The following is a 25804-nucleotide window of genomic DNA, read 5'->3' on the forward strand; positions in this document are numbered from 1 at the left end:
AGCGGCCCGTCAGCGGGCCGACGCGGTGTGCACGAGATCGACCAGGCGGGTGAGCACGTCCGGGTCGGTCTCGGGCAGCACGCCGTGGCCCAGGTTGAAGACGTGGCCGGGCGCGGCCCGGCCCTCCGCCAGCACCCGGCGGGCCTGCTCCTCGACCACCGGCCACGGCGCGAACAACGCGGCCGGGTCCAGGTTGCCCTGCACCGCACGGCCGCCGACGCGGGCGGCGGCGGAGTCCAGTGGGGTACGCCAGTCGACGCCGACCACGTCCGCCCCGGCCTCCCCCATCGCGGGCAGCAGCAGCGCCGTGCCCACGCCGAAGTGGATCCGGGGCACCCCGGCCTCGGCGAGGCCGCCGAGCACCGCCGCGGAATGCGGCAGGACGTAGCGGCGGTAGTCGGCCTCGGACAGCGCGCCCGCCCACGAGTCGAACAACTGGACCGCGCTGACCCCGGCGGCGATCTGGACCCGCAGGAACGCGAGGGTGATCTCCGCCAGGCGGGTGCACAGGTCGTGCCAGAGCTGCGGCGCGCCGTACATCATGGCCTTGGTCCGAGCGTACGTGCGCGACGGCCCGCCCTCGACGAGGTAGCTGGCCAGCGTGAACGGCGCCCCGGCGAAGCCGATCAACGGGGTGTCGCCCAACTCGGCCACCAGCATCCGCACCGCCTCGTCGACGAAACCCACCTCGCCCACGGTGATGGGCCGCAACCGGTCCACGTCCGCCCGGGACCGGATCGGCTCGGCGATCACCGGCCCGGTGCCCGCCACGATGTCCAGGTCGATCCCGGCCGCGGCCAACGGGACGACGATGTCGCTGAACAGGATCGCCGCGTCGACGCCGTGGCGGCGGACCGGCTGCAGCGTGATCTCCGTGACCAGGTCCGGGCGGCGGCAGGACTCCAGCATCCCGATCCCCTCGCGGATCTTGCGGTACTCCGGCAGCGAGCGGCCGGCCTGCCGCATGAACCAGACGGGGGTGTGCGGCACGGAAAGGCCGCGACAGGCGCGCACGAAGGCGGACCCGGCCGGGCCCGTCAGGGGTGTAGTGGTCACCCGCGCCATGGTGCCATGCGGGCCGTCCGGCGACGGACCGCGTGTGCGGTCACACCACGGCGATGACGAATGAGTGAACGTTCTGCGCGGCGCGCCGAACGGCGCCGCGCGGCGGTGATCGGCATAGGCTCCACCCCATGGCGCCCACCCCCACCGCACCCGAGGCGTTCACCCGCGCCGTCGACGGTTTGCGCGCCGCCGCCCCCCGCGCGGAGATCCTGCTCGAAGAGATCACCCCGCCGCAGCGCCTGGCGCCGTACGGGTTCGCGCTCAGCGCGACCGTGCTGCGCGACGGCGACGAGGTGGCGAGCGGCCGGCTGATCCTGCTGCACGACCCGGACGGGCACGACGCGTGGCGCGGCAACCTGCGCCTGGTCACGTTGATCACCGCGGAGCTGGAGGCGGACCTGGCCGGTGATCCGCTGCTGCCCGCGGTGGCGTGGACGTGGCTGACGGACGGGTTGGAGCAGCACGGGGCCGCGTACACGGCGATCGGCGGGACGATCACGCAGACCGCGTCCACCCGGTTCGGCGAGCTGGCCGGGCCCCTGCCCACGGCCGACCTGGAGATCCGCGCCTCGTGGACGCCGACCTCGGGCGATCTGGGCGCGCACCTGCACGGCTGGTGCGCGATGCTGTCGTCCACCGCGGGTCTGCCGCCGCCCGGCGTGACCGCCCTGACGCAGCGGCATCGCGCCAACGCCGGCTGACGGGGCTTTCCGGTCGCGGCTAGCAGACGTCGAACGTGTCGCAGGCCGTCTTGACCGGGATGGCCAGGCCGATGCCCTCGGCGTTGCGCGCCTTCGCGGTGGCCAGCCCGACCACCCGGTCGGCGGAGTCCACCACCGGCCCGCCGGAGTTGCCCGGGTTGATCGGGGCGTCGAACTGGATCACCGGCCCGTCCGGGTCGTCCGGCCGGAACGCGCTGACCACCCCGGTCGTCACGGTGTCCTCAAGCCCTAGCGGCGCGCCCGCGACGAGGATCTGCTGGCCCGGCCGGACCTGGTCGGTCGCCGCGGCCAGCCCGGTGATCTTGCGGTCGGCGCGCAACAGCGCGAGGTCCTTGCCCTTGTCGACCTTGACGATCGTGGCGGCCACCTCGGTACGCCCGCGTTCGAGGAAGACCTTCCGGCCGCCGCCGTTGAACGTGGCCTCCACCACGTGGAAGTTCGTCAGCAGGTTCGCCTTGCCGGTGCCCGCCTTGTCACCGATCGAGAACGCCGTCCCGGTGAAGTTCCCGGCCCGGACCCGGAACACGCTGGGCAGCACGTTCGCGGAGATGCCCTCGGGGTCGAACACGCCCGCCATCTGCTTCTCCAGCCGGTCGGCGCGTTCGGTCTGGTGCTGCAGGGCCGTGGCGAGCTGGTCGTTGCTGCCGCCGAGCCGCTTGTCGAGCCGGTCCAGGCGCCACGCCTGCCAGCCCGACACCCCGACCAGCACGAGCACCAGCATCAGCGCGAGCAGCCGGCCGCGGCCGGTCTTCCCGGCAGGCTGGGCCGACGGCTCGGTGGCACTCCGGTGCGCCGACGGTCCGGACGGCGGGAACAACGGCTCGTCGGACGCGGTGCGGGCCGGCCGCGGATGGCCGATGCGCGGTGCGGCGCGCGTGGCGTCCTCGCCGTGCCGGGCGTCCGGCAGGCTCATCAGCACGTCCGCCTCGGTGCGGTCGGGCCACGAGTCGTGGAACGACGGCGGCGGCCACTCGTCGCCGGACGGCGCGGACCGCGGCATCGCCCATTCCCCCGACGGGTGGTCGGGCAGGCTGAGCAGGGGATCCACCGGGCCACGCTGCTGCCGGCCCGGCACGCCGTACTGGTCGTAGCTGGTCATGGCGGCCTCCCGGGCGTCGACGGTCCGGCCGGTAGTACGTACGCAACGGCGGTTGCGGACGGGCGCACGAGCAACGGATTCCGGCCGGATTGTCGATCGAGCATCGGCGCGCCGGGACCCGGCTGCGCATGCCGAGGGGGGCACACCCGTACGGTTACGGAGTGACCGACGAAACTTTCCGTCGGGACGCGCCGGACCAAGCAGTTGACGGACCGCACGACGTGCCGCCCGAGCCTTCGAACGGCGGTCCCGCAGCGACGACGCCCGCCCCCACGGCACCCGCCCCTGCGAATGACGCAACCGACCCCGTCGAGGACGGCACCGGCACGGTCCGGGCCGCCCCCGCCGCGGTGCCGCTGATCGCGCCGCGGGAGGGCACCCCGCTCCCGGTGGCGTCCGCCGACGAGCTGGCCGAGGTGGTCGCACGCATGCGCGCGGGCACGGGGCCGGTGGCGGTCGACGCCGAGCGGGCCTCGGGCTACCGGTACACCCAGAAGGCCTACCTCGTCCAGCTGCGGCGGGCCGGTGCGGGCACGGTGCTGCTGGACCCGCTGCCGCTGGCGGACCTGACCACGCTCGACGCGGCCCTGTCCGACACCGAGTGGGTGCTGCACGCCGCAAGCCAGGACCTCGCGTGCCTCGCCGAGATCGGCATGAGGCCGCGCCGGCTGTTCGACACGGAGCTGGCCGCCCGGCTGGCCGGGTTCGAGCGGGTGGGCCTGGCGGCGCTGACCGAGTCGCTGCTGGGCTACTCGCTGGAGAAGCACCACTCCGCGGCGGACTGGTCGACCCGGCCGCTGCCGGAGTCCTGGCTGACGTACGCGGCCCTCGATGTGGAACTGCTCACCGACCTGCGCGACCTGCTCGCCGCGGAGCTGGAGAGTCAGGGCAAGGCGGCGTGGGCCGCGGAGGAGTTCGCGGCGCTGGTCGCGGGCGCGGACCGCCCGCCGCGGGTACGCCCGGACCCGTGGCGGCGTACGTCCGGCATCCACCGGGTCCGCGGTGCTCGCGCCCAGTCCCGGGTCCGGGCCCTGTGGTACGCGCGGGACGCGGTCGCCGCCCGCAAGGACTCCGCCCCGGGCCGGGTGCTGCCCGACTCCGCGATCATCGCGGCCGCCGAACTGGACCCGAAGGACGAGCGCACGCTGATGACCCTGGCGGGCTTCGGCGGCCGTTCGGTGCGGCGACTGGCGCGCGTATGGCTGGACGCCCTGGACGAGGCCCGGGCGCTGCCCGACGACGCGCTGCCGGTGAACCAGCCGGTGGAGGGTCCGCCGCCGCCGCACCGCTGGGCCGAGCGCGACCCGATCGCCGCGGCCCGGCTGGCCCGCTGCCGGCAGGTGGTGATCGGGACCGCGGAGGCGCACACCCTGCCGCCGGAGAACCTGATCAGCCCGGACTTCATCCGCCGCCTCGCCTGGGCGCCGCCGACTGACATCACCCCGGCCGCGGTCGCGGAGACGTTGCGCGGCTTCGGTGCCCGCCCGTGGCAGATCGCCCTGATCGTGGACGGCATCGCGGCGGTCCTGCCGGACTCCGCCGCGGCATGATCATCGACTCCTTGGGGCGGGACGGTAGGCAGGTGTAGTTACCGGCGAGTAGCATCACCGACGACACCCCCAGGGTTCACGCCCGCAAGGAGGCTTGCTGTGCCCCGTGAAGTACGCGAGGTCGTCTTCGTCGACGGCGTCCGCACCCCGTTCGGCAAGGCGGGCGGCATGTACGCCGAGACCCGCGCCGACGACCTGGTCATCCGCTGCATCCGAGAGCTGATGAAGCGCAACCCGCAGCTCCCGCCGGAGCGGGTCGACGAGGTCGCCATCGCCGCCACCACCCAGACCGGCGACCAGGGCCTGACCATCGGCCGGACCGCCGCGCTGCTGTCCGGCCTGCCCAAGACCGTCCCCGGCTACGCCATCGACCGGATGTGCGCCGGCGCCATGACCGCCGTGACCAACGTCGCGGGCGGCATCGCGATGGGGGCGTACGACGTCGCCATCGCGGGCGGTGTCGAGCACATGGGCCGGCACCCGATGGGTGAGGGCGTCGACCCGAACCCGCGGATCCTCGCCGAGAAGCTGGTCGACCCGTCGGCCCTGGTCATGGGCCAGACCGCGGAGAACCTGCACGACCGCCTGCCGAACATCACCAAGGAGCGGGTCGACGCGTACGGCCTGGCCTCGCAGGAGAAGACGGCCAAGGCGTACGCCAACGGCAAGCTCCAGCCGGACCTGGTGCCCATCGCGCTGCGCAGCTCCGAGGAGGGCTGGGGCCTGGCCACGGTCGACGAGGCGCCCCGCGCGACCTCGCTGGAGAAGCTGGCCACGCTGAAGACCCCGTTCCGCCCGCACGGCCGGGTCACCGCCGGTAACGCCGCGGGCCTGAACGACGGCGCCACCGCCGCACTGCTGGCCAGCGAGGACACGGCCCGCGAGCTGGGCCTGCCGGTCGCCATGCGGCTCGTCTCGTACGGCTTCGTCGGCGTCGAGCCCGAGATCATGGGGTACGGCCCGATCCCGTCGACCGAGAAGGCCCTGCGCATCGCCGGGCTGACCATCGAGGACATCGGCCTGTTCGAGCTGAACGAGGCGTTCGCGGTGCAGGTGCTCGCGTTCCTCGACCACTACGGCATCGCCGACGACGACCCCCGGGTCAACCCGTGGGGCGGCGCCATCGCCATCGGTCACCCGCTCGCCTCCTCCGGCGTGCGCCTGATGACCCAGTTGGCACGGCACTTCGCCGAGCACCCGGAGGTCCGCTACGGCCTCACCGCGATGTGCATCGGCATCGGCATGGGCGGCACCGTGATCTGGGAGAACCCGAACTGGGAGGGCGACAAGTGACCACGCTGCCGGACTACCCCAACGAGGTCGTCACCAAGGCGATCGTCCGCCTGGTCCGGGTGCCGGGGCTGGACAAGCCCGCCGCCGTGATCACGCTCGACAACGGGTTCGACTACAAGAAGCCGAACAGCTTCGGCCCGGGCGGGCTCGCGTCGCTGGACGAGGCGATCACCAAGGCCACCGAGGCGCAGCCCGCGTTCATCGCGCTGGCCGGCAAGCCGTACATCTTCTGCGTGGGTGCGGACATCACCGGGATGCCGTTCATCACGCAGCGCGATCAGGCCAAGGCCCTGGGCGAGCTGGGTCACCGGGTCTTCGCCCGGCTGAAGGACTCGCAGATCCCGACGTTCGCGTTCATCAACGGCGCGGCGCTCGGCGGCGGCCTGGAGGTGGCGCTGCACTGCCACTACCGGACGGTCTCCGGCGGCGCGGCGGCGCTCGGCCTGCCCGAGGTCGCAATCGGCCTGGTCCCCGGCTGGGGCGGCAGCCAGCTGCTCCCGAACCTGATCGGCGTGCCCGGGGCAGCGCAGGTGATCCTGCAGAACCCGCTCACCCAGAAGGTGCTCAAGCCCAAGCAGGCCGCCGAGATGGGCGTCGCGGACGCGCTGTTCGAGCCGGCCGACTTCCTGGAGAGCTCGCTCGCCTGGGCCGCCGGCGTGGTCAAGGGCGAGGTCACCGTGACCCGCCCCGAGGTCGACCGCGACATGTGGGACGGCGTGCTGTTCTTCGCCAAGCAGCAGCTCGACGAGAAGCTGCACGGCGCGGTCCCGTCCGCCAACAAGGCCCTGGAGCTGCTCGGCCTGGCCAAGGAGGCGTCGTTCGCCGACGGCACCGCGGCCGAGACCGAGATCCTCGCCGACCTGATCATGGGCGACGAGGCCCGCGCCAGCCTGTACGCGTTCGACCTGGTCCAGCGCCGGGCCAAGCGCCCGGTCGGCGTACCGGACAAGGAGCTGGCCCGCAAGGTCACCAAGGTCGGTGTCGTGGGCGCGGGCCTGATGGCCTCCCAGCTCGCGCTGCTGTTCGCCCGCCGCCTGCAGGTGCCGGTCGTGCTGACCGACCTCGACCAGGCCCGGGTCGACAAGGGCGTGGCGTACGTGCACGGCCAGATCGACAAGCTGGTCGGCAAGCGCCGGATGGACGAGGGCACCGCGGCGAAGCTGCGTGGCCTGGTCAGCGGCTCGGTCGACAAGAGCGTCTTCGCCGACGCCGACTTCGTGATCGAGGCGGTCTTCGAGAACCTCGAGCTCAAGAAGCAGATCTGGGCCGAGATCGAGAAGATCGTGACGCCGGAGGCGGTGCTCGCCACGAACACCTCCTCGCTGTCGGTGTCCGCGATGGCGGCCGAGCTGGAGCACCCCGAGCGGGTCGTCGGCTTCCACTTCTTCAACCCGGTCGCGGTGCTGCCGCTGCTGGAGATCATCAAGGGCGAGCGGACGGACGACGCCACGCTGTCCACCGCGTTCGCGGTCGGCAAGGAGCTGCGCAAGAGCTGCGTGCTGGTCAAGGACGCCCCGGCGTTCGTGGTCAACCGGCTGCTCACCCGCTTCACCAGCGAGGTGTTCACCGCGATCGACGCGGGCACCCCGCTGGACGTGGTCAACACCGCGATGGACCCGCTGGGCCTGCCCATGCGGCCGATCGCGCTGCTGCAGCTCGTCGGCCCCGCGGTGGCGCACCACGTGGGCGAGACGCTGCACGGTGCGTTCCCGGACCGCTTCGCGGACAGCCCCAACCTGCGGCGCATCGCCGAGGCGGGCATCCCGCTGATGGTCGACGACGAGATCAACCCCGAGGTGGTCAAGCTCCTCGAGGTCGGTTCCGCGCCGTCCACCGCCGAGGAGGTACGGACGAAGGCGCTCGACGCGCTCGCCCAGGAGATCCGCATCATGCTGGACGAGGGTGTCGTCGCCGAGGCGCAGGACATCGACCTGTGCATGATCCTGGGCGCCGGGTGGCCGTTCCACCTGGGCGGCGTCACGCCGTACCTGGACCGCAGCGGCACCTCGGAGCGAGTGACCGGCAAGCGGTTCCTGCCCAACGGCGTGGCCAACGTGCCCGCCTGATCCACCGGCTGTCGGATGACGGACGCCCCCGTGATTTAGTCGCGGGGGCGTCAAGTCGTTGTGCCCCCGGTCGATAGGCTCCGTCGGCGCCCGTATCGACTCTGGAGTTCACATGACGCAGCCGCCCTATCCCGGCCAGCCGGCTCCCGACCCGACCGGCGGCTACCAGCCTCCGGGCGTACAGGGCCAGCCTGGATACCCCCAGCCCACCTCCGGCGGATACCCGCCGCCCGGCCAGGGCAGCTACGGACAGCCCGACCAAGGCGGCTACCCGGCCCCCGGCCAGGGCAGCTACGGGCAACCGGAGCCCGGCGGCTACCCGGCCCCCGGCCAGGGCGGCTACGGGCAGCCCGAGCCCGGCGGCTACCCGGCTCCCGGCCAGGGCGTTTACGGACAGCCCGACCAAGGCGGTTACGCGCAGCCCGGGCAGGGTTCGTACGCGCCCGGCGGTCAGGCCGGGTTCCCGCCTCCCGGGCAGGCGGGTTTCGCCCCGCCCGGGCAGCCCGGCGTGGTCCAGTTCGGTGGGCCCCCGCCGAAGAAGAAGTCCTCCGCACTCAAGATCGTGCTGATCTCGGCCGCGGTGATCCTGGTGCTGTGCGTCGGCGGCGGCATCGCCGCGTTCTTCGCCGCCAAGGACAAGGTCACGAACGTCGTCGAGGCGTCGAAGATCACCGTCGTCGAGCCGCAGACCCTCGGCGGCCGGGACAAGGTCACCGACCCGACGCTGGCCGGCAGCGTTTCCGCGCTCCACAGCGAAATGGGCAAGATCGGCGGCACCACCAGCTCGGTCGGCGCCATGTACGGCGACCCCACCAAGCAGGACCTCGTCATGGTCGCCGCGGCGTCCACGCTGACGGGCTCGGCGCAGAGCCGGTACGACGAGTTCACCAAGGGCATGAGCCAGGGCGGCTTCTCGGTCAAGGGGCTCAAGGACACCGCGCCCGGCCCGCTCGGCGGCATCGCCAAGTGCGGGGACACCTCCGCGTCCGGCGTACCCACGGCGGTCTGCGTCTGGTCGGACACGGGCAGCGTCGGCATGATCGCCATGCTGTTCAAGAAGTCGGCCGACCTGGAGAAGGAATTCGTCGCCATGCGCGGCGAGATCGAGCAGAAGAAGTCCTGATCGTCTGCGACGGTGCGGGTGCCCGGACCGGACACCCGCACCGTGGGCTCCGTCGTGGTGCGCATCGACACCAGCGTGATGCGGCTCCCACGAAAGGGACAGGAAAGGGGACAGCGCTCGGGACTGTGGCCCGATAGGCTCCCCGACTTGTAGCCCGATCGATGGAGCCCTGATGTCGCAGCCGCCCACGCCGCCCTTCTCGGGCCAGCCGTACCCCGAGCAGCAGCCGTACCCGGCCCAGCAGCCCTACCCCGGCCAGCCCTACCCGGCTCAGCCGTTCCCCGGGCAGCCGATGTCGGGCCAGCCGTTCCCGAGCCAGCCCATGTCGGGCCAGCCGTACTCGGGGCAGCCGTATCCGGGTCAGGGCTACCCGGGCCAGCCCAACCCGGACGTGCCGACCTCAGTGCCGCCGCAGCCGGGCTTCCCGTCATCAGCTCCCCCGTTCGGGGGTCAGCCCGGGTTCGCCGGCCTGGAATTCGCCCAGCCGGGGTACCCGGCGCCGCAGCCGCCGAAGAAGTCCCGGGCGCTGCCGATCGTGCTCGTCTCGCTCGCGGTCATCCTCGTCCTCTGCGTCGGTGGCGGCACCGCGGTCTTCCTCGCCGCCCGCAACAATGCGGACAAGCTGACCAGCAGCCGTACGTCGAGCACGGGCGTGCCCGCCGGCGAGCCCACCACCGACACCGGCGCGGAGCCCACCGACGAGCCGACCAAGGCGCCGCAGGCCACCGTCTCGGTCACCGAGCCGAAGCGGCTCGGCGGCCGCCCGAAGCTGACGGACGCGCAGTTCGCCGGGGTGACCAAGGAGCTGAAGCAGGGGCTGGCCGACGTGCCCGGCGCGACCGGCACGGTCGGCGCGCTGTACGGCACCCCCGAAAAGCGGGACATCGTCGTGGTCGTGGCCGCCGAGGCCCCGGTCGAGGACCCGCAGAAGGAACTGGACGGTACGTTCCTCGGCGCCGGCATCGGCGGGCTGAAGGTCTCCGGGATCACCACCGTCGACGCGGGCCCGCTCGGCGGTGCCGCCAAGTGCGGCAAGGCCGAGGCGTCCGGCATTTCCATGGCCATGTGCGGCTGGGCGGACGACGGCAGCGTCGGCTGGATCATCTGGTACTTCAAGTCGGTCAGCAAGGCGAAGGCCGAGTTCCCCGCGCTGCGGGGGGAGATCGAGAAGAAGTCAAACTGACACGCCGCCACGCGGCATCACATCACCGCATCGCTCCCGACACGAACGTGACCCTGTCGTGGGAGCGGGTTTCGTGTCGAAACATCGAGCGGTCAGGATGGTCGCCGGGCCCGGCCAGGGTCCAGCCACCCGTCTGACTGGCAGAGGAGAGCTTCCGGTGCCACTCCCGCAGCTTCGCCGTGTCCGCTGGGCCGTGCGAGCCACCCTGTTCCTGGGCGTCGCGGCCTCCGTGGTCGCCAACATCCTGCACGCTCTGGACAACCCGATCAGCCAGGCCATTGCCGCCTGGCCACCACTCGCACTGCTGCTGACGGTGGAGCTGATCTCGCGGGTTCCGGTGCACCGGCGGTCGCTGGCCTTCACCCGGCTGGTCGCGACAGCCACCATCGCGGGCATCGCCGCCTGGGTCTCGTACTGGCACATGGCGGGCGTGGCCGCCCGGTACGGCGAGACCGGCGCGTCGCCGTACCTGCTGCCCCTGTCCGTCGACGGCCTGATCGTCGTGGCCAGCATCTGTCTGGTCGAGCTGGGTGGCCGCATCGCCGCGCTGACGGCCGACCAGGAACGGTCCCACTCCCGTACCGGGGCGGCGGCAGAGGTGACCGGCATGGCCCGGCTCGCCGGCGCCCCGAACGTGCCCGTCGCCACCCCTGGCATCGATACCGCCTCGGGCCACTCCGCCGGGAGCCGGGCGGGCGCGGAGCACCCTGCGGCCAGTACGACCCCGGGTCCCGCCCGGTCGGGAGCCGCCACACCGGCCACCGCGGCCGCACCCGCCGCCGCGGCACCGGCCACCGCCGCCGCACCGGCCCCTGGCGGACCGGCCGCTGGCGCTTCCGCCGCCATCGACGTGGCCACCGACGAGGCTGAGCAGGCGTCCCGGCCTGCAGCCACGGCCGGAGTGGCGGTCGAGTTCTCGCACGCGACGGCCGAGTCCACACCCGACGCCGAGCCCGCCACGCCCGCCGACGAATCGGTAAACCCGAACGGAAACACCCCGGACCGGACATCGGCGTCCGCCACCGACACCACCGCGGCCAAGCCGGCCCGGCGCAGCACCGCGGACGCGCTCGCCGAGGCGGCCGAGGCCCTGCCACGAGCCGCCGAGGCCAGCTTCACACCCACGGCGACCCGCGGAGCCGGCCGCCCACGCATCCCCGCCGGCACCACCGCCACGGGGCCCGCCACGCGGGCGAACAAGGGCGGAGCCGCATCGACCCGCCCGGGCACCCGGCCGCGCCGCAGCCGTCAGGAGAGCGTCGCGCTCGCCGCCCGCATCCGCGCCGAGCGTCCCGGGGTCACCGACGCCGAACTCGCCGCCGAACTGGGCATCAGCGTCGGGCGGTGGCGCCAGATCCAGCGCGAGACCGCCAAGGACGTGGAGACCGCCAAGGACGACGCCCGCCGCCTCGGCCTCGCCGCCTGACCGGGGCTACGGGGACGCGGCACCCATCCGGGGCACCGCCGCCGAGGCCGCCACGACCGGTGTGGAGTCCGCGCCCGGCAGGCTGACCGTGACCTCCAGCCCCCCGCCCGGGTTCGCCACCGCGGAGACCGTGCCGCCGTGCGCGTCGCAGACCGCCCGGACGATCGACAGGCCCAGCCCCGAGCCGCGCGAGCCGGTCCGCTCCCAGCCGCCCCGGCGGAACGGCTCGAACAGCCCCGGCACGTCCGGCGGCTCCACCTCGTAGCCGGTGTTCCCCACCACGAGCCGCGCCTGGCCGTCCACGCTCTCGGTACGCAGCCACAGCTTGCCGAGCAGATGGTTGTAGCGGATCGCGTTCTCGATGAGGTTCCCCGCGAGGCGGTCCAGCAGGCTCGGGTCGCCGACCACGGGCGCGGGCTTGAGGTCCGTGGTGACGTCCAGCTTCAGCCGTTCCGCCTCCGCCCGTACGGCGGACAGGGCGTTGCAGACGCTCGTGGCCAGGTCGGCGGGCACTTTCCGGACCAGCCGCCGCCCCGACTGCGCCTCGCTGCGGGCCAGCACGAGCAGCGAGTCGACCAGGCCGTTGGCGCGCTCGGAGGCGTTGCGGACGACCTTGGCCATACGCCGGTACTCCGCGACATCGGCCTCGTCGTCGCTCAGCGTCACGTCGATCTCGGTACGCATGACCGCCAGCGGGGTCCGCAACTCGTGGGAGGCGTTGGCCACGAACCGCTTCTGCGCCTCGAACGCCCCGGCCAGCCGGTCCAGCATCGCGTCGAACGTCCGCGCCAGCTCGGCCACCTCGTCGTCCGCTCCGGCGTACCCGATGCGCTGGTCCAGGGTCTCCTCGCCGAGCCGGCGGGCGGTGGCGGTGACGTTGTGCAGCGGACGCAGCGCCCGGCCGGCGACTGCGTAGGCGCCGGCGATCCCGATCAGGCCGATGGCGAACAGGGCGACCAGACCCTTCACCAGCAGCTCCCGGGATGCGCGCTCGACCAGCCAGCTCTGCCAGGCGTGGGCGTCGAGGATCCGGCCGTCGGAGAGCACCACCTGGGTGCCCTGACGCAGTTCGTCCGCGGGGTGTAGTGCGTCGCCCACGAGCAGCCAGGCGAGCAGCACCAGCACCGCGCCCGCGCCGACCAGCAGGATGCCGTTGAGCAGGGTGAGCCGCAGCCGCAGGGTCGGGCGCAACCGCATCCGGTCTCGGTTGCGGCCCAGATAGACCGTCACGGCGTGCCGCCGGCGGGGGCCACGGTGACCGGATCGGGCACCCGGTATCCGGCGCCGACCACGGTCTCGATCAGCGGCGGGTCGCCGACCTTCTTGCGCAGCGTCATCACGGTCACCCGGACCGTGGTCGTGAACGGGTCGGTGTTCGCGTCCCACACGCGTTCGAGCAGTTGCTCGCTGGACACCACCCCGCCGCGCGCCTTGAGCAGCTCCTCCAGGACGCCGAACTCCTTGTTCGTCAGGTCCAGGGCGGCGCCGCCGCGGGTGACGACCCGGCGGGCCGGGTCCAGCACCAGGTCACCGACGGTCAGCACCGGCGGCGCGGCCGGGGTGGCGCGGCGCCCGAGCGCCTGCACGCGCGCCACGAGCTCGTCGAACGCGAACGGCTTGGAGAGGTAGTCGTCCGCCCCGAGCTGCAGGCCCTCGACCCGGTCGGCGACCGTGCCGCTGGCGGTCAGCATCAGCACCCTGGTCAGGGCGCCCGAGGCGACCAGCGCGGCACAGATCTCGTCGCCGTGCATGCCGGGCAGGTCCCGGTCGAGCACGACCACGTCGTAGCGGGTCACGTACGCCATCTCGTGGCCGGACAGCCCGTCGTAGGCGACGTCCACCGCCATGCCCCTGCGGCGCAGCCCCCGCACGATCGCATCGGCGAGGCTCCGCTCGTCTTCCACCACCAGCACGCGCACGCGCGGTCCTCCGAACTCCTCCACGGCCGCGCCCAGCCTGCTGGCAGGCGCGTAAAACAGCCGTAAGGGGAAGGCTACTGCCGCAGGCCACGCCGGTCTCCGGCCACTGCCCGCGGGCCGGGCCGTCTCACCACCGGTCGGGTCAGGCCGAGTACGCCCACACCTCGACGCCCCCGGGTGCCCGGCAGGCGACGAACCGGGCGTCCGCGGAGCAGTCCGTGAGCGCGATCCCCGACGTACCGAGCCGCTGCACCACGCGCCGGCCGGGCAGCAGCACCCCGAAGCTGGTGCCGCGGCCGTCGTCGCGCCGGGACAGCACCAGCGCCGCCGCGGCGGGGCCTGCGGCGAACGTCTGCCAGCCGGTCAGATCCACCAGGGGCGCCCCGGAAGCCGGGTCGACCGCCCGCAGCGGGCGGCTCTGGCCACTCTGGACCTCCACCGCGTACCCCGCGCCGGTCTGCAGGTCGACGTTGCCGCCGGTACGCCAGCGCGGCCGCCCCGTGCCGGGGTCGAGCACCACCAGGTCGGATCGCACCTTCTCGCAGGCCAGTCCGGTGCAGGTGGCGGAGTTTCCGGCGTCGGAGGGCTCGGTACGCCGCCACCGCGGCGCGAGCGTGTCCAGCGCGTACGCGGTGACCACCGTGCCGTCCCCGGCCGCGGCCTGCCGCACGAGCAGCAGGTCGCCGACGACGTCGCCCCAGGACTGGGTTCCAGCGATCGGCGGCAGCGGCTGCTCGCGCAGCACCGCGCCGGTGTCGGCGGCACGCAGCGTGAGCCGCCCCGCGGCCATGACCACCACGCCCGGGGTCCGGCCCCGCGCCCGGGCCGGGTAGATCGAGCCGGGGAACCGCGCCGACCAGCGGGTCCGCCCGGTTGTCAGGTCGACGCCGCGCAGTTCCGTGACCTCGGGCGGCTCGGTGTGCGGTTGTCCGTCCGAGGAGAAGTACAGGGCGCCGGGTGCGCCGGAGGACTCGTCGTACTCGGTGCCGGGACGGAACTGCTCGGCCTGCACCATGGCGACGTCGTCGGTGAGCGGCAGGACGGGCACCGGCGAGGCCCACTGCACCGCGCCCGTACGCGCGTCCAGGACCGTCGTGGCCTGCCCGGCACGCAGCAGCACGTGGCCGCCGATCGCCTGCACGGAGCTGCCGCCCTGCAGCATGCCGCCGGGCATGTCGTCGGTCGTGGTGGCGGCGCGCCACAGCCGGCGCAGCGGCCGCATGGTCCAGGCGGAGGTGACCCGGCGCCCGTCGACCGCGTCGAACGTGTACAGCCGGCCTCCCGCCACCTGAAACTCCGCGCCGTCGGCGAGCGGAACGAGCCCGGAGCGCCGCCAGAAGACCGCGGCGGCGGGCACCGCCCCGGCCAGCGCCAGCACCAGGACGGCGGCCACGGCGAGGCCGAGGCGGCGGTGCGTACCGAGGACGGGGCGGCGGGCCGGAGCGGGCGGAGCGGCCGGATCGGTGCTCAGCTCGATCAGCGCCACGCTCACCCCTTCTGCCGGTACGCCCAGACGACCAGTTCGCCCGCCGTCGAGCGGCAGACCAGCCGGTCGGGCGCCGACTGGCAGTCGCCGGTGCCCGCGGGCAGCGCGGCAAGCAGTCGCGGTCGTGCGTCGCCGGGGGCGGCGACCGCGACCATGGTACGGGCTCCGGCCTGCTCGGCGTGGGTGACGAGGAGGTCGTCCCGGCCACCGGCACCGGCGAGCGGGCGCCAGCCGTGCAGGTCGACCAGCACCCGCCCGGTCGCCGGGTCGACCAGGCCCACGGTGTCGATCGTGCCGTCGGGCGCCGAGTACGCGAGCATGGCGTCGCCACGTTGCTCCACGATCCGCCAGTCGGGCTGGTACCACCGCGCTGTCCCGTCCGCGGGGTCGATGGCGCGGACCCCGTCGGGTCCCATGAGGCAGGCGAGCGGGCCGCAGTCGCGGATCTCGTACACGTCACCGGCCGGGCGGCTCCAGCGCCGGGTCAGCGTCACCGGGTCGTACGCGGACAGCTCGACGCCCGCGGCCGTGGGGTGGCGCAGCAGCACCAGCCCGCCGGTCACCGTGGGGTTGTCCGGCCCGTAGTCGGCGGGGGGCAGGTCGGCGGTGGCGAGCCGGGCGCCGGTGGTCAGGTCGTGCACGGCAGCGGTGCGGTCGTCGTGCACGAGCAGCAGCCGCGGCGGGTTCCCGGCGGCCGCCGGGATGCCCTGCAGCACGGCCGTGGACGGCACCCGGATGCGCCAACGGGTCGCCCCGGTCACGACGTCGACCGCGTCGATGGGCCCTTCGACGCGCCGCCCGGGCCCGGTGAGGCTGCGCACCCCGGCCACGGCGAGCAGGGACCCGGACCCGGCGAGCGTGACCACGTTGCCGGTACGGCGCCAGCGGGCGTCGCCGGTCGCGAGGGAGACGGCGGTGGTGCCGGGGTCGCCGAGGCCGGTGAGCCCGGCGCTCCACGGGCGCAGCAGCACGAGGCCGCTGGCGATGCGCAGCCGGTACGTCGGTGCGGCGGGCTCGGTGCTCCACCGCAGCCGGCCCGTGGACAGGTCGTACAGGCTGAGCGTGCCGAGGCTCTGCGCCAGCAGCTGGCCGGAGTCCGTGACCGCGTACGAGTCGGCGGGCCCGACGGACAGGGTCAGCAGCGGCGACAGGGTCGGCGCCGGCGGTGCGGCGGAGGCGGTGGCGCACCACAGCACGAGCAGCGCCGCGACGAGCGGCCCGAACCACACCGGCACGGTCGAGCGGGTGGGCGACGCGTACGTCTCCGGCTCACCGCGCGCCAGACCCAGGTCGATGACGACCGGTCCGCCGTAGGAGTCCACCCCCATGGACCAAAGATAACGACGAGATAACGGGTGGCCCCCTATTCCCGCCCGACCTGGCACATACCGGTGTCGGGCGGGCTCGGTCAGGAGGTCGGCTGGATCTGGCCGGCCGGCTCCTGCAGGCCCGAGATGTGACCGGTCACGTCGCGGGCGATGTCCTGAGCGGTGAGCCCGAGCGCGGTGAGGATCTCGGTCCGGGTGCCGTGCGGGTGGAAGCCGGGCGGCACCCCGAAATCACGCAGCGGCACGTCCACGCCCGCGTCGCGCAGCAGGCTGGCCACCGCGTCGCCGACCCCGCCCGCCCGGATGCCGTCCTCCAGCGTCACGACGAGGCGGTGCTCCGCGGCCAGCCCGGCCAGCTCGATCGGCACCGGGCGCACCCAGCGCGGGTCGACGACCGTGACCGCGTACCCCTGACCGGCGACCCGCTCGGCCACCTCCATGCCGAGCTGGGCGAACGCGCCGACCGCGACCAGCAGCACGTCGCCTCGGCGCCCACCCTGCGGGGCCTCACGCAGCACGTCGACCTGGCCGACGCGGCGCACCGCGGGAAGGTCGGGGGCCACCGAACCGGTCGGGAACCGCACGATCGTCGGGCCGTCGTCGACCGCGACCGCCTCGCGCAGCTCCTCGCGCAGCGTGGCGGCGTCGCGGGGGGCGGCGATGCGCAGCCCGGGCACGACACCGAACACGCTCATGTCCCAGATGCCGTAGTGGCTGGGGCCGTCGGGGCCGGTGATGCCGGCCCGGTCCAGCACGAACGTCACCGGCAGCCGGTGCATCGCCACATCCAGCAGCACCTGGTCGAACGCCCGGTTGAGGAACGTGGCGTAGACCGCCACGACCGGGTGCAGGCCGCCCATGGCCAGCCCGGCGGCGGACGTCGCGGCGTGCTGCTCGGCGATGCCGACGTCGTAGACCCGCTCCGGGTACTTCTTGGCCAGCGTGGCGATGCCGGTGGGCTCGGCCATGGCGGCGGTGATGCCGACCACGTCGGGGCGCTCGTCCGCGATCGCGACCAGTTCCTCGGCGAAGACGTGGGTCCACTTCACCGACGGGGCGGCGGTGAGCGCACCGGTCTGCGGGTCGAACGCGCCCGGGCCGTGCAGGCAGTCCGCCTCGTCCTCCTCGGCGGGACGGTAGCCGTAGCCCTTGCGGGTCACCGCGTGCACGATCACCGGGGCGTTGAAACCCTTCGCCTTGCGCAGCGCCGACTCCATGGCGTGGATGTCGTGGCCGTCGACCGGGCCGACGTACTTGAGGCCGAGGTCCTCGAACATGGGCTGCGGGCTGACCGCGTCCTTGATGCCGCGCTTGACCGCGTGCAGCACCTCGTACATCGGGCGGCCGACCATCGGCGTGGAGCCGAGGGCGTCCTTGACCAGGTCGAGGACCTTCTCGTAGCCGGGGTTGAGCCGCAGCGTGGACAGGTGCTCGGCGAGCCCGCCGATCGTCGGGGCGTACGAGCGGCCGTTGTCGTTGACGACGATGACCAGCCTGTTACCGCTGGCGGCGATGTTGTTGATCGCCTCCCAGCACATGCCGCCGGTGAGTGCCCCGTCGCCGACCACCGCGACGACGTGCCGGTCCTCGCCGCGCAGCGTGAACGCCTTGGCGAGCCCGTCGGCGTACGACAGGGCCGTGGAGGCGTGCGAGTTCTCGATGAGGTCGTGCTCACTCTCGGCCTGGCTGGGGTAGCCGGACAGGCCGCCGCGCTGGCGCAGCAGGTCGAACCCGCCCTGCCGCCCGGTGACGATCTTGTGCACGTACGCCTGGTGGCCCGTGTCGAACAGGATCTTGTCGCGCGGGGAGTCGAACACGCGGTGCATGGCGAGGGTCATCTCCACGACGCCCAGGTTCGGCCCCAGGTGCCCGCCCGTACGGGACACCTTGGCCACCAGGAAGTCGCGGATCTCGGCCGCGAGCAGGGTCAGCTGCTCGATGCTGAGCCGCCTCAGGTCTCCGGGGCCGGTGATGCCCCCGATCAGGCCGGCATTCGGCGGCAGTGTCTCGCTCATGATGGGTCAGTCTATCCAGGGCCGGCATCGGCACCTGCATGTTGCATGGACCCCACACCACTCCCTCACGAAACCTCCGCATCTGCGGTGGGCAGCAGCAACGCCACGCACTCGACGTGGTGGGTCATCGGGAAACAGTCGTACGCCCGGAACTCGGCCAGCCGCCATCCCGCCTCGGTGAACGTGGCCACGTCCCGGGCCAGCGCGACCGGATCGCACGCCACGTACGCGACCGCCCGAGGCCCCGCGGCGGCCACCGCCCGGACCACCGGGCCACCCGCCCCGGTGCGCGGAGGGTCCAGCACCACGAGGTCCACCGGGCCGGTGACCCGGCGCCGGGCCAGCGCGGCGTCGACCTTCGCGGCGACCACCTCGACGCGGGGCAGGTCGGCCAGGTTCTCCCGGGCCGCCGCCACCGCGGCCGGTGCGGACTCCACCACGGTCATCCGCGCGCCGGTGCGCTCCGCCAGCGCCGCGGCGAACAGGCCGGCGCCGCCGTACAGGTCCCAGGCGGTCTCGCCGGGGGCCGGGCGCAGCAGCTCCAGCACCGCCTCGACCAGGGTGTCGGCCGCCGCCGGGTGGACCTGCCAGAACCCGTCCGCGGACAGCCGCCACTCGCGGCCGGCTGCCCGCTCCCCCACCTGTGCGGGCCCGGTGAGCTGCACCCGGTCGCCGGCGCGCATTTCCTGCTGCACGAGATCGCCGGCCGTGGAGGCCACCACCTCGACCGCATCGGCGTCCGGCCAGGAGCGGGCGGTCACGTCGAGACTCTGGATGGCCGGGTGCGCGATCCGGCACCGGTCGATCGGCACCACCTGGTGCGAGCGGTGCTGCAGCAGGCCGGGCCGTCCGGCGGCGTCCACCGCGTACCGCACCCGGGTACGCCAGCCGAGCAACCCGCCCGGCAGCGCCCGCACCTGCACGCCGAGCCGGTCGACGACGTCGCCGGGCAGCCCGCCGACGCGGGTGAGGGCCTCGCGGACGACGGCGGCCTTCCACTCCCGCTGCGCGTCCTCGGCCACATGCTGCAGATCACAGCCGCCGCATCCGCCGGGATGGGCCCACGGGCATGGCGCCGCGACCCGGTCGGGCGACGGCTCGTGCACCTCGACGGCGTCGGCCCGCAGGTAGCCGCGGTGCAGCTCGGTCACCTCGGCGGTGACCCGCTCCCCCGGCAGCGCGTGCCGGACGAAGACGACCCGGCCGCCGGGACCGCCGATCCGGGCCACGCAGTGCCCGCCGTGTGCGGGCGCGCCCACCCGCAGCTCCACCCGGTCGCCCTCGACCAGGTCGTCGCCGGGCTCAGTCACGGGCGCCGTCCAGCCGCTCCTCGGGCGCGGCGTCGTCGACCGTGCGGGCGACCGGCATCGTGGGCGCCGACGGCGCGGCGGCGCTGCCGAAGCGCGGGCCGCGGGCCGGGGCCCGGCTCAGGTCGCGGTCCAGCCGGTCCAGGTCCTTGTCCTGGCTGGACCGCAGCTGCCACGGCACGCTGGTGACCATCACGCCGGGCTCGAACAGCAGCCGGCCCTTGATCCGCAGCGCGCTCTGGTTGTGCAGCAGGTGCTCCCACCAGCGGCCCACCACATACTCGGGTACGAAGACCGTGACCACGTCGCGTGGCGAGCCGCGCCGCACGCTCTTCACGAAGTCGATGATCGGCCGGGTGATCTCCCGGTACGGCGAGTCCACCACGGTCAGCGACACCGGCAGCTGCCGGCGCTCCCACTCCTCCTGCAGCCCCCGGGTGTCCTTGTCGTCCACGTTGACCGTCACGGCGGTCAGCGTGTCCGGCCGGGTGGCCTGGGCGTACGCGAGGGCCCGCAGCGTGGGCATGTGCACCTTGCTGACCAGCACGACCGCGTGGTTGCGCGACGGCAGCACCGGCCGTTCCTCGGTCGGCAGCAGCTCCCGCGAGACCCGGGTGTAGTGCTTGCGGATGCCGAGCATGGTCACGTAGATCACCAGCATCGCGGCGATGGCGATCCAGGCGCCCAGCAGGAACTTCGTGATCAGCACGATGATCAGCACCGCGCCGGTCATCAGCATGCCGAAGGTGTTGATGGTCCGGGACCGGTGCATGCGGCGGCGCACGTTCGGGTCACGCTGGGTGCGCAGCAGGCGGTTCCAGTGCCGGATCATGCCGGCCTGCGACAGCGTGAACGACACGAAGACGCCGACGATGTAGAGCTGGATAAGCCGGGTCACCTCGGCCTGGAACGCCACGACCAGCGTGCCGGCCGCGATGGCCAGGAAGATGATGCCGTTGGAGAACGCCAGCCGGTCGCCGCGGGTGTGCAGCTGGCGGGGCAGGTACCGGTCCTGGGCGAGGATCGAGCCGAGCACCGGGAACCCGTTGAACGCCGTGTTCGCGGCCAGGAACAGGATCAGCGCGGTCACCGCACCGACCAGGTAGAGCAGGATCGAGCCGTTGCCGAACACCGCCTCCCCGAGCTGGGTGGTGACGGTCTTCTGCACGTAGTTCGGAGGGCCGTGCAGGATCTGCGACATGTCCTCGACGTACTGCAGGTGGGTGGCCTGGGCCAGCAGGACGATGCCGAGCAGCATGACGATCGCGATGGAGCCGAGCAGCAGCAGCGTGGTGGCGGCGTTGCGGCTCTTGGGCGGCTTGAACGCGGGCACACCGTTGGAGATGGCCTCGACACCGGTCAGCGCGGCGCAGCCGGACGAGAACGTACGTAGCAGCAGGAAGACGAATGCGAAGCTGGTCAGGTGGCTCTCCTCGGCCGATATGACCAGCGTCGCGCTGGGCGCGCGCAGCTCCTGGCCCAGCACGAAGATCCGGACCATCCCGGTGAGGATCATGCCGATGATGATGATGATGAACGCGTACGTCGGGATGGCGAACGCCGTGCCCGACTCCCGCAGGCCGCGCAGGTTCATCGCGGTGAGCAGGGTGATCGCGGCCAGCGCGATGGCGACTTTGTGCTCGGCCACGAACGGCACGACCGAGCCGAGATTGCTCACCCCGGCCGCGGTGGACACCGCCACGGTGAGGATGTAGTCGACCAGCAGAGCGCTGGCCACGCCAACGCCGTAGCGGGGGCCGAGATTGACCGTGGCCACCTCGTAGTCGCCGCCGCCGGAGGGGTACGCGTGCACGTTCTGCCGGTAGCTGGCGACCACGGTGATCATCACCACCGCCACGGCAAGCGTCACCCACGGCGAGTACGCGTATGCGCTCGCGCCCGCGATGGACAGCGTCAGCAGGATCTCGTCGGGCGCGTACGCCACGCTGGAGAGCGCGTCGGAGGCGAACACCGGCAGCGCGATCCGCTTGGGCAGCAGCGTGTGCTGCAGCCGGTCGGAGCGGAACGGCCGGCCCAGCAGCAGCCGCTTGACGAGAGATGTTGGTCTTGCCACAAGCGCCAAGCGTACGGCCGCCAGGCGTACGCCGTATGCCGCCCCGTCGACCGTGCGGCAACGCCGCATGGCACGCTCTGGTCTGTATGAACCCAGCGGGAAGGTGCCGACAGTGCACGTGGTGATCATGGGGTGTGGCCGGCTCGGGTCCACGCTCGCCCACAACCTCGACGCCCGCGGCCATTCCGTGGCCGTCATCGATCAGAACGCCGACGCGTTCCGCCGGCTCAGCGGTGACTTCAAGGGCATCACGGTGACCGGCATCGGCTTCGACCGTGACGTGCTGCGCGCGGCGGGGATCGAACGCGCGGACGCGTTCGCGGCCGTCTCCAGCGGCGACAACTCGAACATCATCTCCGCCCGGCTGGCCCGCGAGACGTACGGCGTGTCCCGGGTGGTCGCCCGCATCTACGACGCCCGCCGCGCCCAGGTCTACGAGCGGCTCGGCATCCCCACCGTGGCGACGATCCGGTGGGCCGCCGACCGGATGGTGCGCCACCTGGTGCCGGAGGGCACGGTCGAGGTGTTCCGTGATCCGACCAGCGCGGTGTCGATCGTCGAGGCGCCGCTGCACCGCGACTGGATCGGCAAGACGGTCAAGGCGCTGGAGGAGGCGACCGGGGCCCGGGTGGCGTACCTGATGCGGTTCGGCATCGGGTCGCTGGCCAGCCCCTCGGTGGTGCTGCAGGACGGGGACCAGGTGTTCGTCCTGGTCACCGACGATACGGTCGGCGACGTGCTGAAGATCGCGTCCGGCGCCGGAGTGGGAGGGCACTGATGCGCATCGCCATCGCCGGGGCGGGCAACGTGGGCCGCTCCATCGCGCAGGAGCTGATCGGCAACGGCCATCAGGTCATGTTGATCGAGCGTCAGCCCCGCCAGCTGCGCCCGGAACGGGTGCCCGAGGCGGAGTGGGTGCTCGCGGACGCGTGCGAGCTGACCAGCCTGGAGGAGGCCGAGGTCGCCAATTGCGACGTCGTGGTCGCCGCGACCGGCGACGACAAGGCCAACCTGGTCGTGTCGCTGCTGGCCAAGACCGAGTTCGCGGTCAACCGGGTGGTGGCCCGGGTGAACCGCGCCGAGAACGAGTGGCTGTTCACCGAGCAGTGGGGCGTGGACGTGGCCGTGAGCAAGCCGCGCCTGATGGCCGCGCTCGTCGAGGAGGCGGTCACGGTCGGCGACCTGGTCCGGCTCATGACGTTCCGGCAGGGCGAGGCCAACCTGGTCGAGATCACGCTGCCCGCACACGCCCCGTACGTGGGGCAGCCGGTGCGGTCCGTGCCGATGCCGCGCGACTCCGCGCTGGTGGCGGTGCTGCGCGGCAAGCGGGTGCTGGTGCCCACACCGGACGACCCGCTGGAGGCGGGCGACGAGCTGATCTTCGTGTGCACCACCGAGGTGGAGGACGAGGTACGCGCGGTCGTGCTGGGCACCGACACCGTGGGCCGGGGCCGGTAGCGGGTCAGGCGGTGGCCTGCGTCGCGCGTTCCGCCCGGGTCGCGCGGCGCACGGCCCACACCGTCAGCGCCAGCATGCCGGCGTAGATGGGCCAGCTCAGGAAGATCCGGGCCACGCCGAGCAGGTCGGGCCGGTCCAGCCAGTACAGCAGGGCCTGCACGCCACCACGTACGACCAGCGACACCGCCCACGCGACCGTGAGCCACTGGAACGTGCCGAGCAGCCGCTTGTTCTCCAGCCAGTCGTGCTTGCCCTTGTTCGCCATCACGGCCCACACGTACCCGATGAGGGGGCGGCGGAACGCGGTCGAGACCAACAGCAGCGCGGCCTGGCCCAGCGTGATCAGGATGCCGGGCAGGTAGAAGTCCTTGGCGTGCCCGGAGCGCGCCGCCAGGTAGGCGCCCAGCGCGATGCCGACCAGGCCGTTGATCGCGTGCCGGATCGGTTCGCGGCGGGCCAGCCGGTAGATCGCGATGGCCACCGCGGTGCCGACCGCCCCGGCGATCGCGATGTACAACCCCGTGCGGGAATCCTCGGGCAGGCCGACCGCGTCCAGCCCGACGATGAAGTTGAGCAGCACGAACGCAAGCACCGGCACGCTGGACTCGATCAGGCCGCGCATGCCGCCGAGCTGGTCGGCAATCTGCTCCGACATCGTCGGCAGCGGCTCCTCGCCGTCGGTGGGCGACTCCGGCGCGGCGTTCCCGGCAGGCTCGGCGCGGTCCGCGCCGGGGAGCAGGCTCAGCTCCTCGGCGATGTCCTCGGTGACGGGGTGCAGGTTGAGCGCCTCGACGACCTCCTCGGCGACGCGATCTTCCACCCCTTCGCGCGGCGCGGCGTGACGGGGTTCGCTGCCGGGTGTCACCGGGGCGCCTCCAGCTCGTAGAACGGGTTGTAGATCACCTTGCGGTCGTCGCGGATGGCGATCCGGCCGCGCGCGGTCAGCTGCCGCCCCGGCTCGATCCCGGCGATGGAACGCCGGCCCAGGAAGACCAGCGTGACCACGTCACTGCCGTCGTAAAGGTCGGCCTCCAGCGTCGGGAGGTTGGTGCGGGGAGTGTACGCCACGGTGCGCAACCGCCCCGACACGGAGACGAGCTGCCCGCGGCGGCACTGATCCGCCAGGACGGACCCGCATTTGGCGGCGTCGCGCTGCAACTGCTGGGCGTCGAGCTCCGCCTCGGACGCGGTCAGCCGCTCGAAGAACCGGCGCAGACCGGTCGTGCGTTCGTTGGTCGCCATGGCCCGACGTGTCACCTCTCCTCGACGGCCCGTTGGACGGCACAGTGTGGGCCCGAGGCCCGCGTCCACGGTACGCCGGAACCGCCCATGGTGACCTGAGTCACCTCGGCACCACGAGCGGGTCCCTGTGCGTCAGTGCAGCTCGGTGGGCTCGCCGCCCTCGGCGAGGTGCTGCTGGGCGTGCTCGGCCATCTCCGGCGGCAGCCGCAGCGGCAGCGCCTCGCGGACCGGCCGGGCCTCCGGGTCACGCACCACGACCAGCCCCTCCAGGCACTGCCCGAGGGCACCCTCCAGGCTGCGGTCGGTGGCGACCGGCCCCTGGTACAGGCCGCGCACCATCCAGCGCGGCCCGTCGACGCCCACGAACCGCACGTCCGCCGGCCCCTGCGGGGTCTCGACCCGGGCGAGCAGCTCCGTGCCGTACGGCCCGTCGATCTCCTGCGGGTCGACACCGTCGGAGGTCATCGCGGTGGCGATCTCCTCGCGCACCTCGTCCCAGATGCCCTCGGTACGCGGCGCGGCGAACACGCCGAGCTGCAGGGCGCTCTCGCCCACCACGAGGACGACCTGCTCGACGCCGCCGTCCGGGTTCGCCTGGACCCGGACCTCGACGCCGTCGATCGCCGGGATCTGCAGGCTGCCGAGATCGAGCCGCTGCACCCCCTCGGGGGCGTACGCGGCGTCCCACGGGCCGTGCTCGGGCGCCCCGGGCTCCGGCTCAGCCGTCATGCTCTGGGTGAGCGCCGCCGAGCGCGGCGCGTCCGCGCGGCGCACATGCTTCGGGCCCCCCTGCTTGCGGGAGAACATCTGCCTTGCCACCTCTCCGTTCCAAGCCTGCCGGAGCTGGTCCGGCGCGGTCTCACCGACGCTGCTGCGCGGGCAGGGCCGAGTGCCCGCCGGTCGAGCCGTGCCCGCCCGCGCCACGCGCGGTCTCGGGCAGCTCGTCGACGGCGCGGAACACGGCACGTTCCACCCGCTGGACGATCAGTTGGGCGATCCGGTCACCGCGCGCGATCTGCACCGTACGGGTCCGGTCGTGGTTGACGAGATTCACCATGATCTCACCGCGGTAGCCGGCGTCGACCGTACCGGGCGCATTGAGGACGGTCACGCCGAGGCGGGCGGCCAGCCCCGACCGCGGGTGCACGAGGCCCACATGCCCGTCGGGCAGCGCCAGCGCCACCCCGGTACGGACCAGGGCCCGCTCGCCGGGGGCCAGCGTGACGTCGGTGGCGGCGCACAGGTCCGCGCCGGCGTCGCCCGGGTGGGCGTAGCCCGGCAGCGGCAGGTCGGGGTCGAGCCGGAGCACCGGCACGTCCACAGCTTCGGTCACGTCAGTCGTCCTGTCTCGTACGGCCTCGGGGCTCGGGCGCGGCTCAGGCGGCCGGTTCGCGGCGGCACTACCCTGCCCCATCCTGCCGTGCCGGGCCGGGGCGACGCGCCGTACC

22 protein-coding genes are annotated in these 25804 nt (G+C 73.3%); 9 read left to right on the forward strand and 13 right to left on the reverse strand.

Annotated features, from left to right (window positions below; translation table 11 throughout):
* Positions 1–9: 9 nt before the first annotated feature.
* Positions 10–1065 carry a uroporphyrinogen decarboxylase gene (hemE, locus tag ACMCNK_RS13795; RefSeq protein WP_412736812.1) on the reverse strand — a complete coding sequence of 352 codons (1056 nt, stop codon included), beginning with the start codon at positions 1063–1065 and terminating at the stop codon, positions 10–12.
* A gap of 128 nt (positions 1066–1193) precedes the next feature.
* Between hemE and ACMCNK_RS13800 the strand changes: the two genes are divergently transcribed.
* Entirely contained in the window at positions 1194–1766 is a 573-nt protein-coding gene (locus ACMCNK_RS13800) for a DUF3000 domain-containing protein (protein WP_412736813.1), read from the forward strand.
* A 19-nt stretch (positions 1767–1785) separates the two neighbouring features.
* Here ACMCNK_RS13800 and ACMCNK_RS13805 read toward each other — a convergent pair whose 3' ends face one another.
* Positions 1786–2886 carry a S1C family serine protease gene (locus tag ACMCNK_RS13805; protein ID WP_412736814.1) on the reverse strand — a complete coding sequence of 367 codons (1101 nt, stop codon included), beginning with the start codon at positions 2884–2886 and terminating at the stop codon, positions 1786–1788.
* A gap of 161 nt (positions 2887–3047) precedes the next feature.
* Between ACMCNK_RS13805 and ACMCNK_RS13810 the strand changes: the two genes are divergently transcribed.
* The 6 genes from ACMCNK_RS13810 to ACMCNK_RS13835 all read left to right on the forward strand — a co-directional run bounded on the left by ACMCNK_RS13810 (position 3048) and on the right by ACMCNK_RS13835 (position 11527).
* The gene (locus ACMCNK_RS13810) at positions 3048–4436 is read left to right on the forward strand and encodes an HRDC domain-containing protein (protein WP_412736815.1); all 1389 of its coding nucleotides are present in this window, start codon (positions 3048–3050) and stop codon (positions 4434–4436) included.
* A gap of 99 nt (positions 4437–4535) precedes the next feature.
* Positions 4536–5729: a thiolase family protein gene (locus tag ACMCNK_RS13815; protein ID WP_412736816.1), complete on the forward strand. Its 1194-nt coding sequence runs from the start codon at positions 4536–4538 to the stop codon at positions 5727–5729.
* Between the two features lie 5 nt (positions 5730–5734).
* A complete protein-coding gene (locus ACMCNK_RS13820) occupies positions 5735–7795 on the forward strand; it encodes a 3-hydroxyacyl-CoA dehydrogenase NAD-binding domain-containing protein (protein WP_412740841.1) in 2061 nt (686 codons plus the stop codon).
* A gap of 112 nt (positions 7796–7907) precedes the next feature.
* Complete coding sequence (locus ACMCNK_RS13825; RefSeq protein WP_412736817.1) at positions 7908–8918, forward strand: hypothetical protein; 1011 nt, start codon at positions 7908–7910, stop codon at positions 8916–8918.
* A 172-nt stretch (positions 8919–9090) separates the two neighbouring features.
* The gene (locus ACMCNK_RS13830) at positions 9091–10101 is read left to right on the forward strand and encodes a hypothetical protein (RefSeq protein ID WP_412736818.1); all 1011 of its coding nucleotides are present in this window, start codon (positions 9091–9093) and stop codon (positions 10099–10101) included.
* Between the two features lie 157 nt (positions 10102–10258).
* A complete protein-coding gene (locus ACMCNK_RS13835) occupies positions 10259–11527 on the forward strand; it encodes a DUF2637 domain-containing protein (RefSeq protein ID WP_412736819.1) in 1269 nt (422 codons plus the stop codon).
* Between the two features lie 6 nt (positions 11528–11533).
* Here the strand turns inward: ACMCNK_RS13835 and ACMCNK_RS13840 are convergent, their stop codons facing one another.
* The 7 genes from ACMCNK_RS13840 to ACMCNK_RS13870 form a co-directional block, all read right to left on the reverse strand.
* Positions 11534–12724 carry a sensor histidine kinase gene (locus ACMCNK_RS13840; protein WP_412736820.1) on the reverse strand — a complete coding sequence of 397 codons (1191 nt, stop codon included), beginning with the start codon at positions 12722–12724 and terminating at the stop codon, positions 11534–11536.
* A 29-nt stretch (positions 12725–12753) separates the two neighbouring features.
* The gene (locus tag ACMCNK_RS13845) at positions 12754–13446 is read right to left on the reverse strand and encodes a response regulator transcription factor (protein WP_412736821.1); all 693 of its coding nucleotides are present in this window, start codon (positions 13444–13446) and stop codon (positions 12754–12756) included.
* 142 nt (positions 13447–13588) lie between these two features.
* Positions 13589–14932, reverse strand: coding sequence for a PQQ-binding-like beta-propeller repeat protein (locus ACMCNK_RS13850; protein ID WP_412736822.1), 1344 nt, complete (start codon positions 14930–14932; stop codon positions 13589–13591).
* A gap of 2 nt (positions 14933–14934) precedes the next feature.
* Positions 14935–16260: a PQQ-binding-like beta-propeller repeat protein gene (locus ACMCNK_RS13855; protein ID WP_412736823.1), complete on the reverse strand. Its 1326-nt coding sequence runs from the start codon at positions 16258–16260 to the stop codon at positions 14935–14937.
* Between the two features lie 80 nt (positions 16261–16340).
* Positions 16341–18275: a 1-deoxy-D-xylulose-5-phosphate synthase gene (dxs, locus tag ACMCNK_RS13860; RefSeq protein WP_412736824.1), complete on the reverse strand. Its 1935-nt coding sequence runs from the start codon at positions 18273–18275 to the stop codon at positions 16341–16343.
* Positions 18276–18340: 65 nt separating this feature from the next.
* Complete coding sequence (locus ACMCNK_RS13865; RefSeq protein ID WP_412736825.1) at positions 18341–19585, reverse strand: class I SAM-dependent RNA methyltransferase; 1245 nt, start codon at positions 19583–19585, stop codon at positions 18341–18343.
* Positions 19578–21656: an APC family permease gene (locus ACMCNK_RS13870; protein WP_412736826.1), complete on the reverse strand. Its 2079-nt coding sequence runs from the start codon at positions 21654–21656 to the stop codon at positions 19578–19580. Before ACMCNK_RS13870 ends, ACMCNK_RS13865 begins: the two co-directional genes overlap by 8 nt.
* Before the next feature lie 112 nt (positions 21657–21768).
* On the opposite strand from ACMCNK_RS13870, the gene ACMCNK_RS13875 reads away from it, so the two are divergent.
* Together ACMCNK_RS13875 and ACMCNK_RS13880 are read left to right on the forward strand one after the other, a co-directional pair.
* The gene (locus ACMCNK_RS13875) at positions 21769–22434 is read left to right on the forward strand and encodes a potassium channel family protein (protein ID WP_412736827.1); all 666 of its coding nucleotides are present in this window, start codon (positions 21769–21771) and stop codon (positions 22432–22434) included.
* On the forward strand, positions 22434–23114 hold the full coding sequence (locus tag ACMCNK_RS13880) for a potassium channel family protein (protein WP_412736828.1): 681 nt from the start codon (positions 22434–22436) through the stop codon (positions 23112–23114). The genes ACMCNK_RS13875 and ACMCNK_RS13880 overlap by 1 nt, the downstream gene beginning before the upstream one ends.
* 4 nt (positions 23115–23118) lie before the next feature.
* Here ACMCNK_RS13880 and ACMCNK_RS13885 read toward each other — a convergent pair whose 3' ends face one another.
* The 4 genes from ACMCNK_RS13885 to dut form a co-directional block, all read right to left on the reverse strand.
* The gene (locus tag ACMCNK_RS13885; protein ID WP_412740842.1) at positions 23119–23853 is read right to left on the reverse strand and encodes a DUF3159 domain-containing protein; all 735 of its coding nucleotides are present in this window, start codon (positions 23851–23853) and stop codon (positions 23119–23121) included.
* 122 nt (positions 23854–23975) lie between these two features.
* On the reverse strand, positions 23976–24356 hold the full coding sequence (locus ACMCNK_RS13890) for an OB-fold nucleic acid binding domain-containing protein (protein WP_412736829.1): 381 nt from the start codon (positions 24354–24356) through the stop codon (positions 23976–23978).
* A gap of 132 nt (positions 24357–24488) precedes the next feature.
* A complete protein-coding gene (locus tag ACMCNK_RS13895; RefSeq protein ID WP_412740843.1) occupies positions 24489–25163 on the reverse strand; it encodes a DUF3710 domain-containing protein in 675 nt (224 codons plus the stop codon).
* A gap of 52 nt (positions 25164–25215) precedes the next feature.
* Entirely contained in the window at positions 25216–25689 is a 474-nt protein-coding gene (gene dut / locus ACMCNK_RS13900) for a dUTP diphosphatase (protein WP_412736830.1), read from the reverse strand.
* Between the last annotated feature and the right edge of the window lie 115 nt (positions 25690–25804).

It is taken from the genome of Krasilnikovia sp. MM14-A1259 (genome assembly GCF_047159535.1).
Lineage (GTDB): Bacteria > Actinomycetota > Actinomycetes > Mycobacteriales > Micromonosporaceae > Actinoplanes.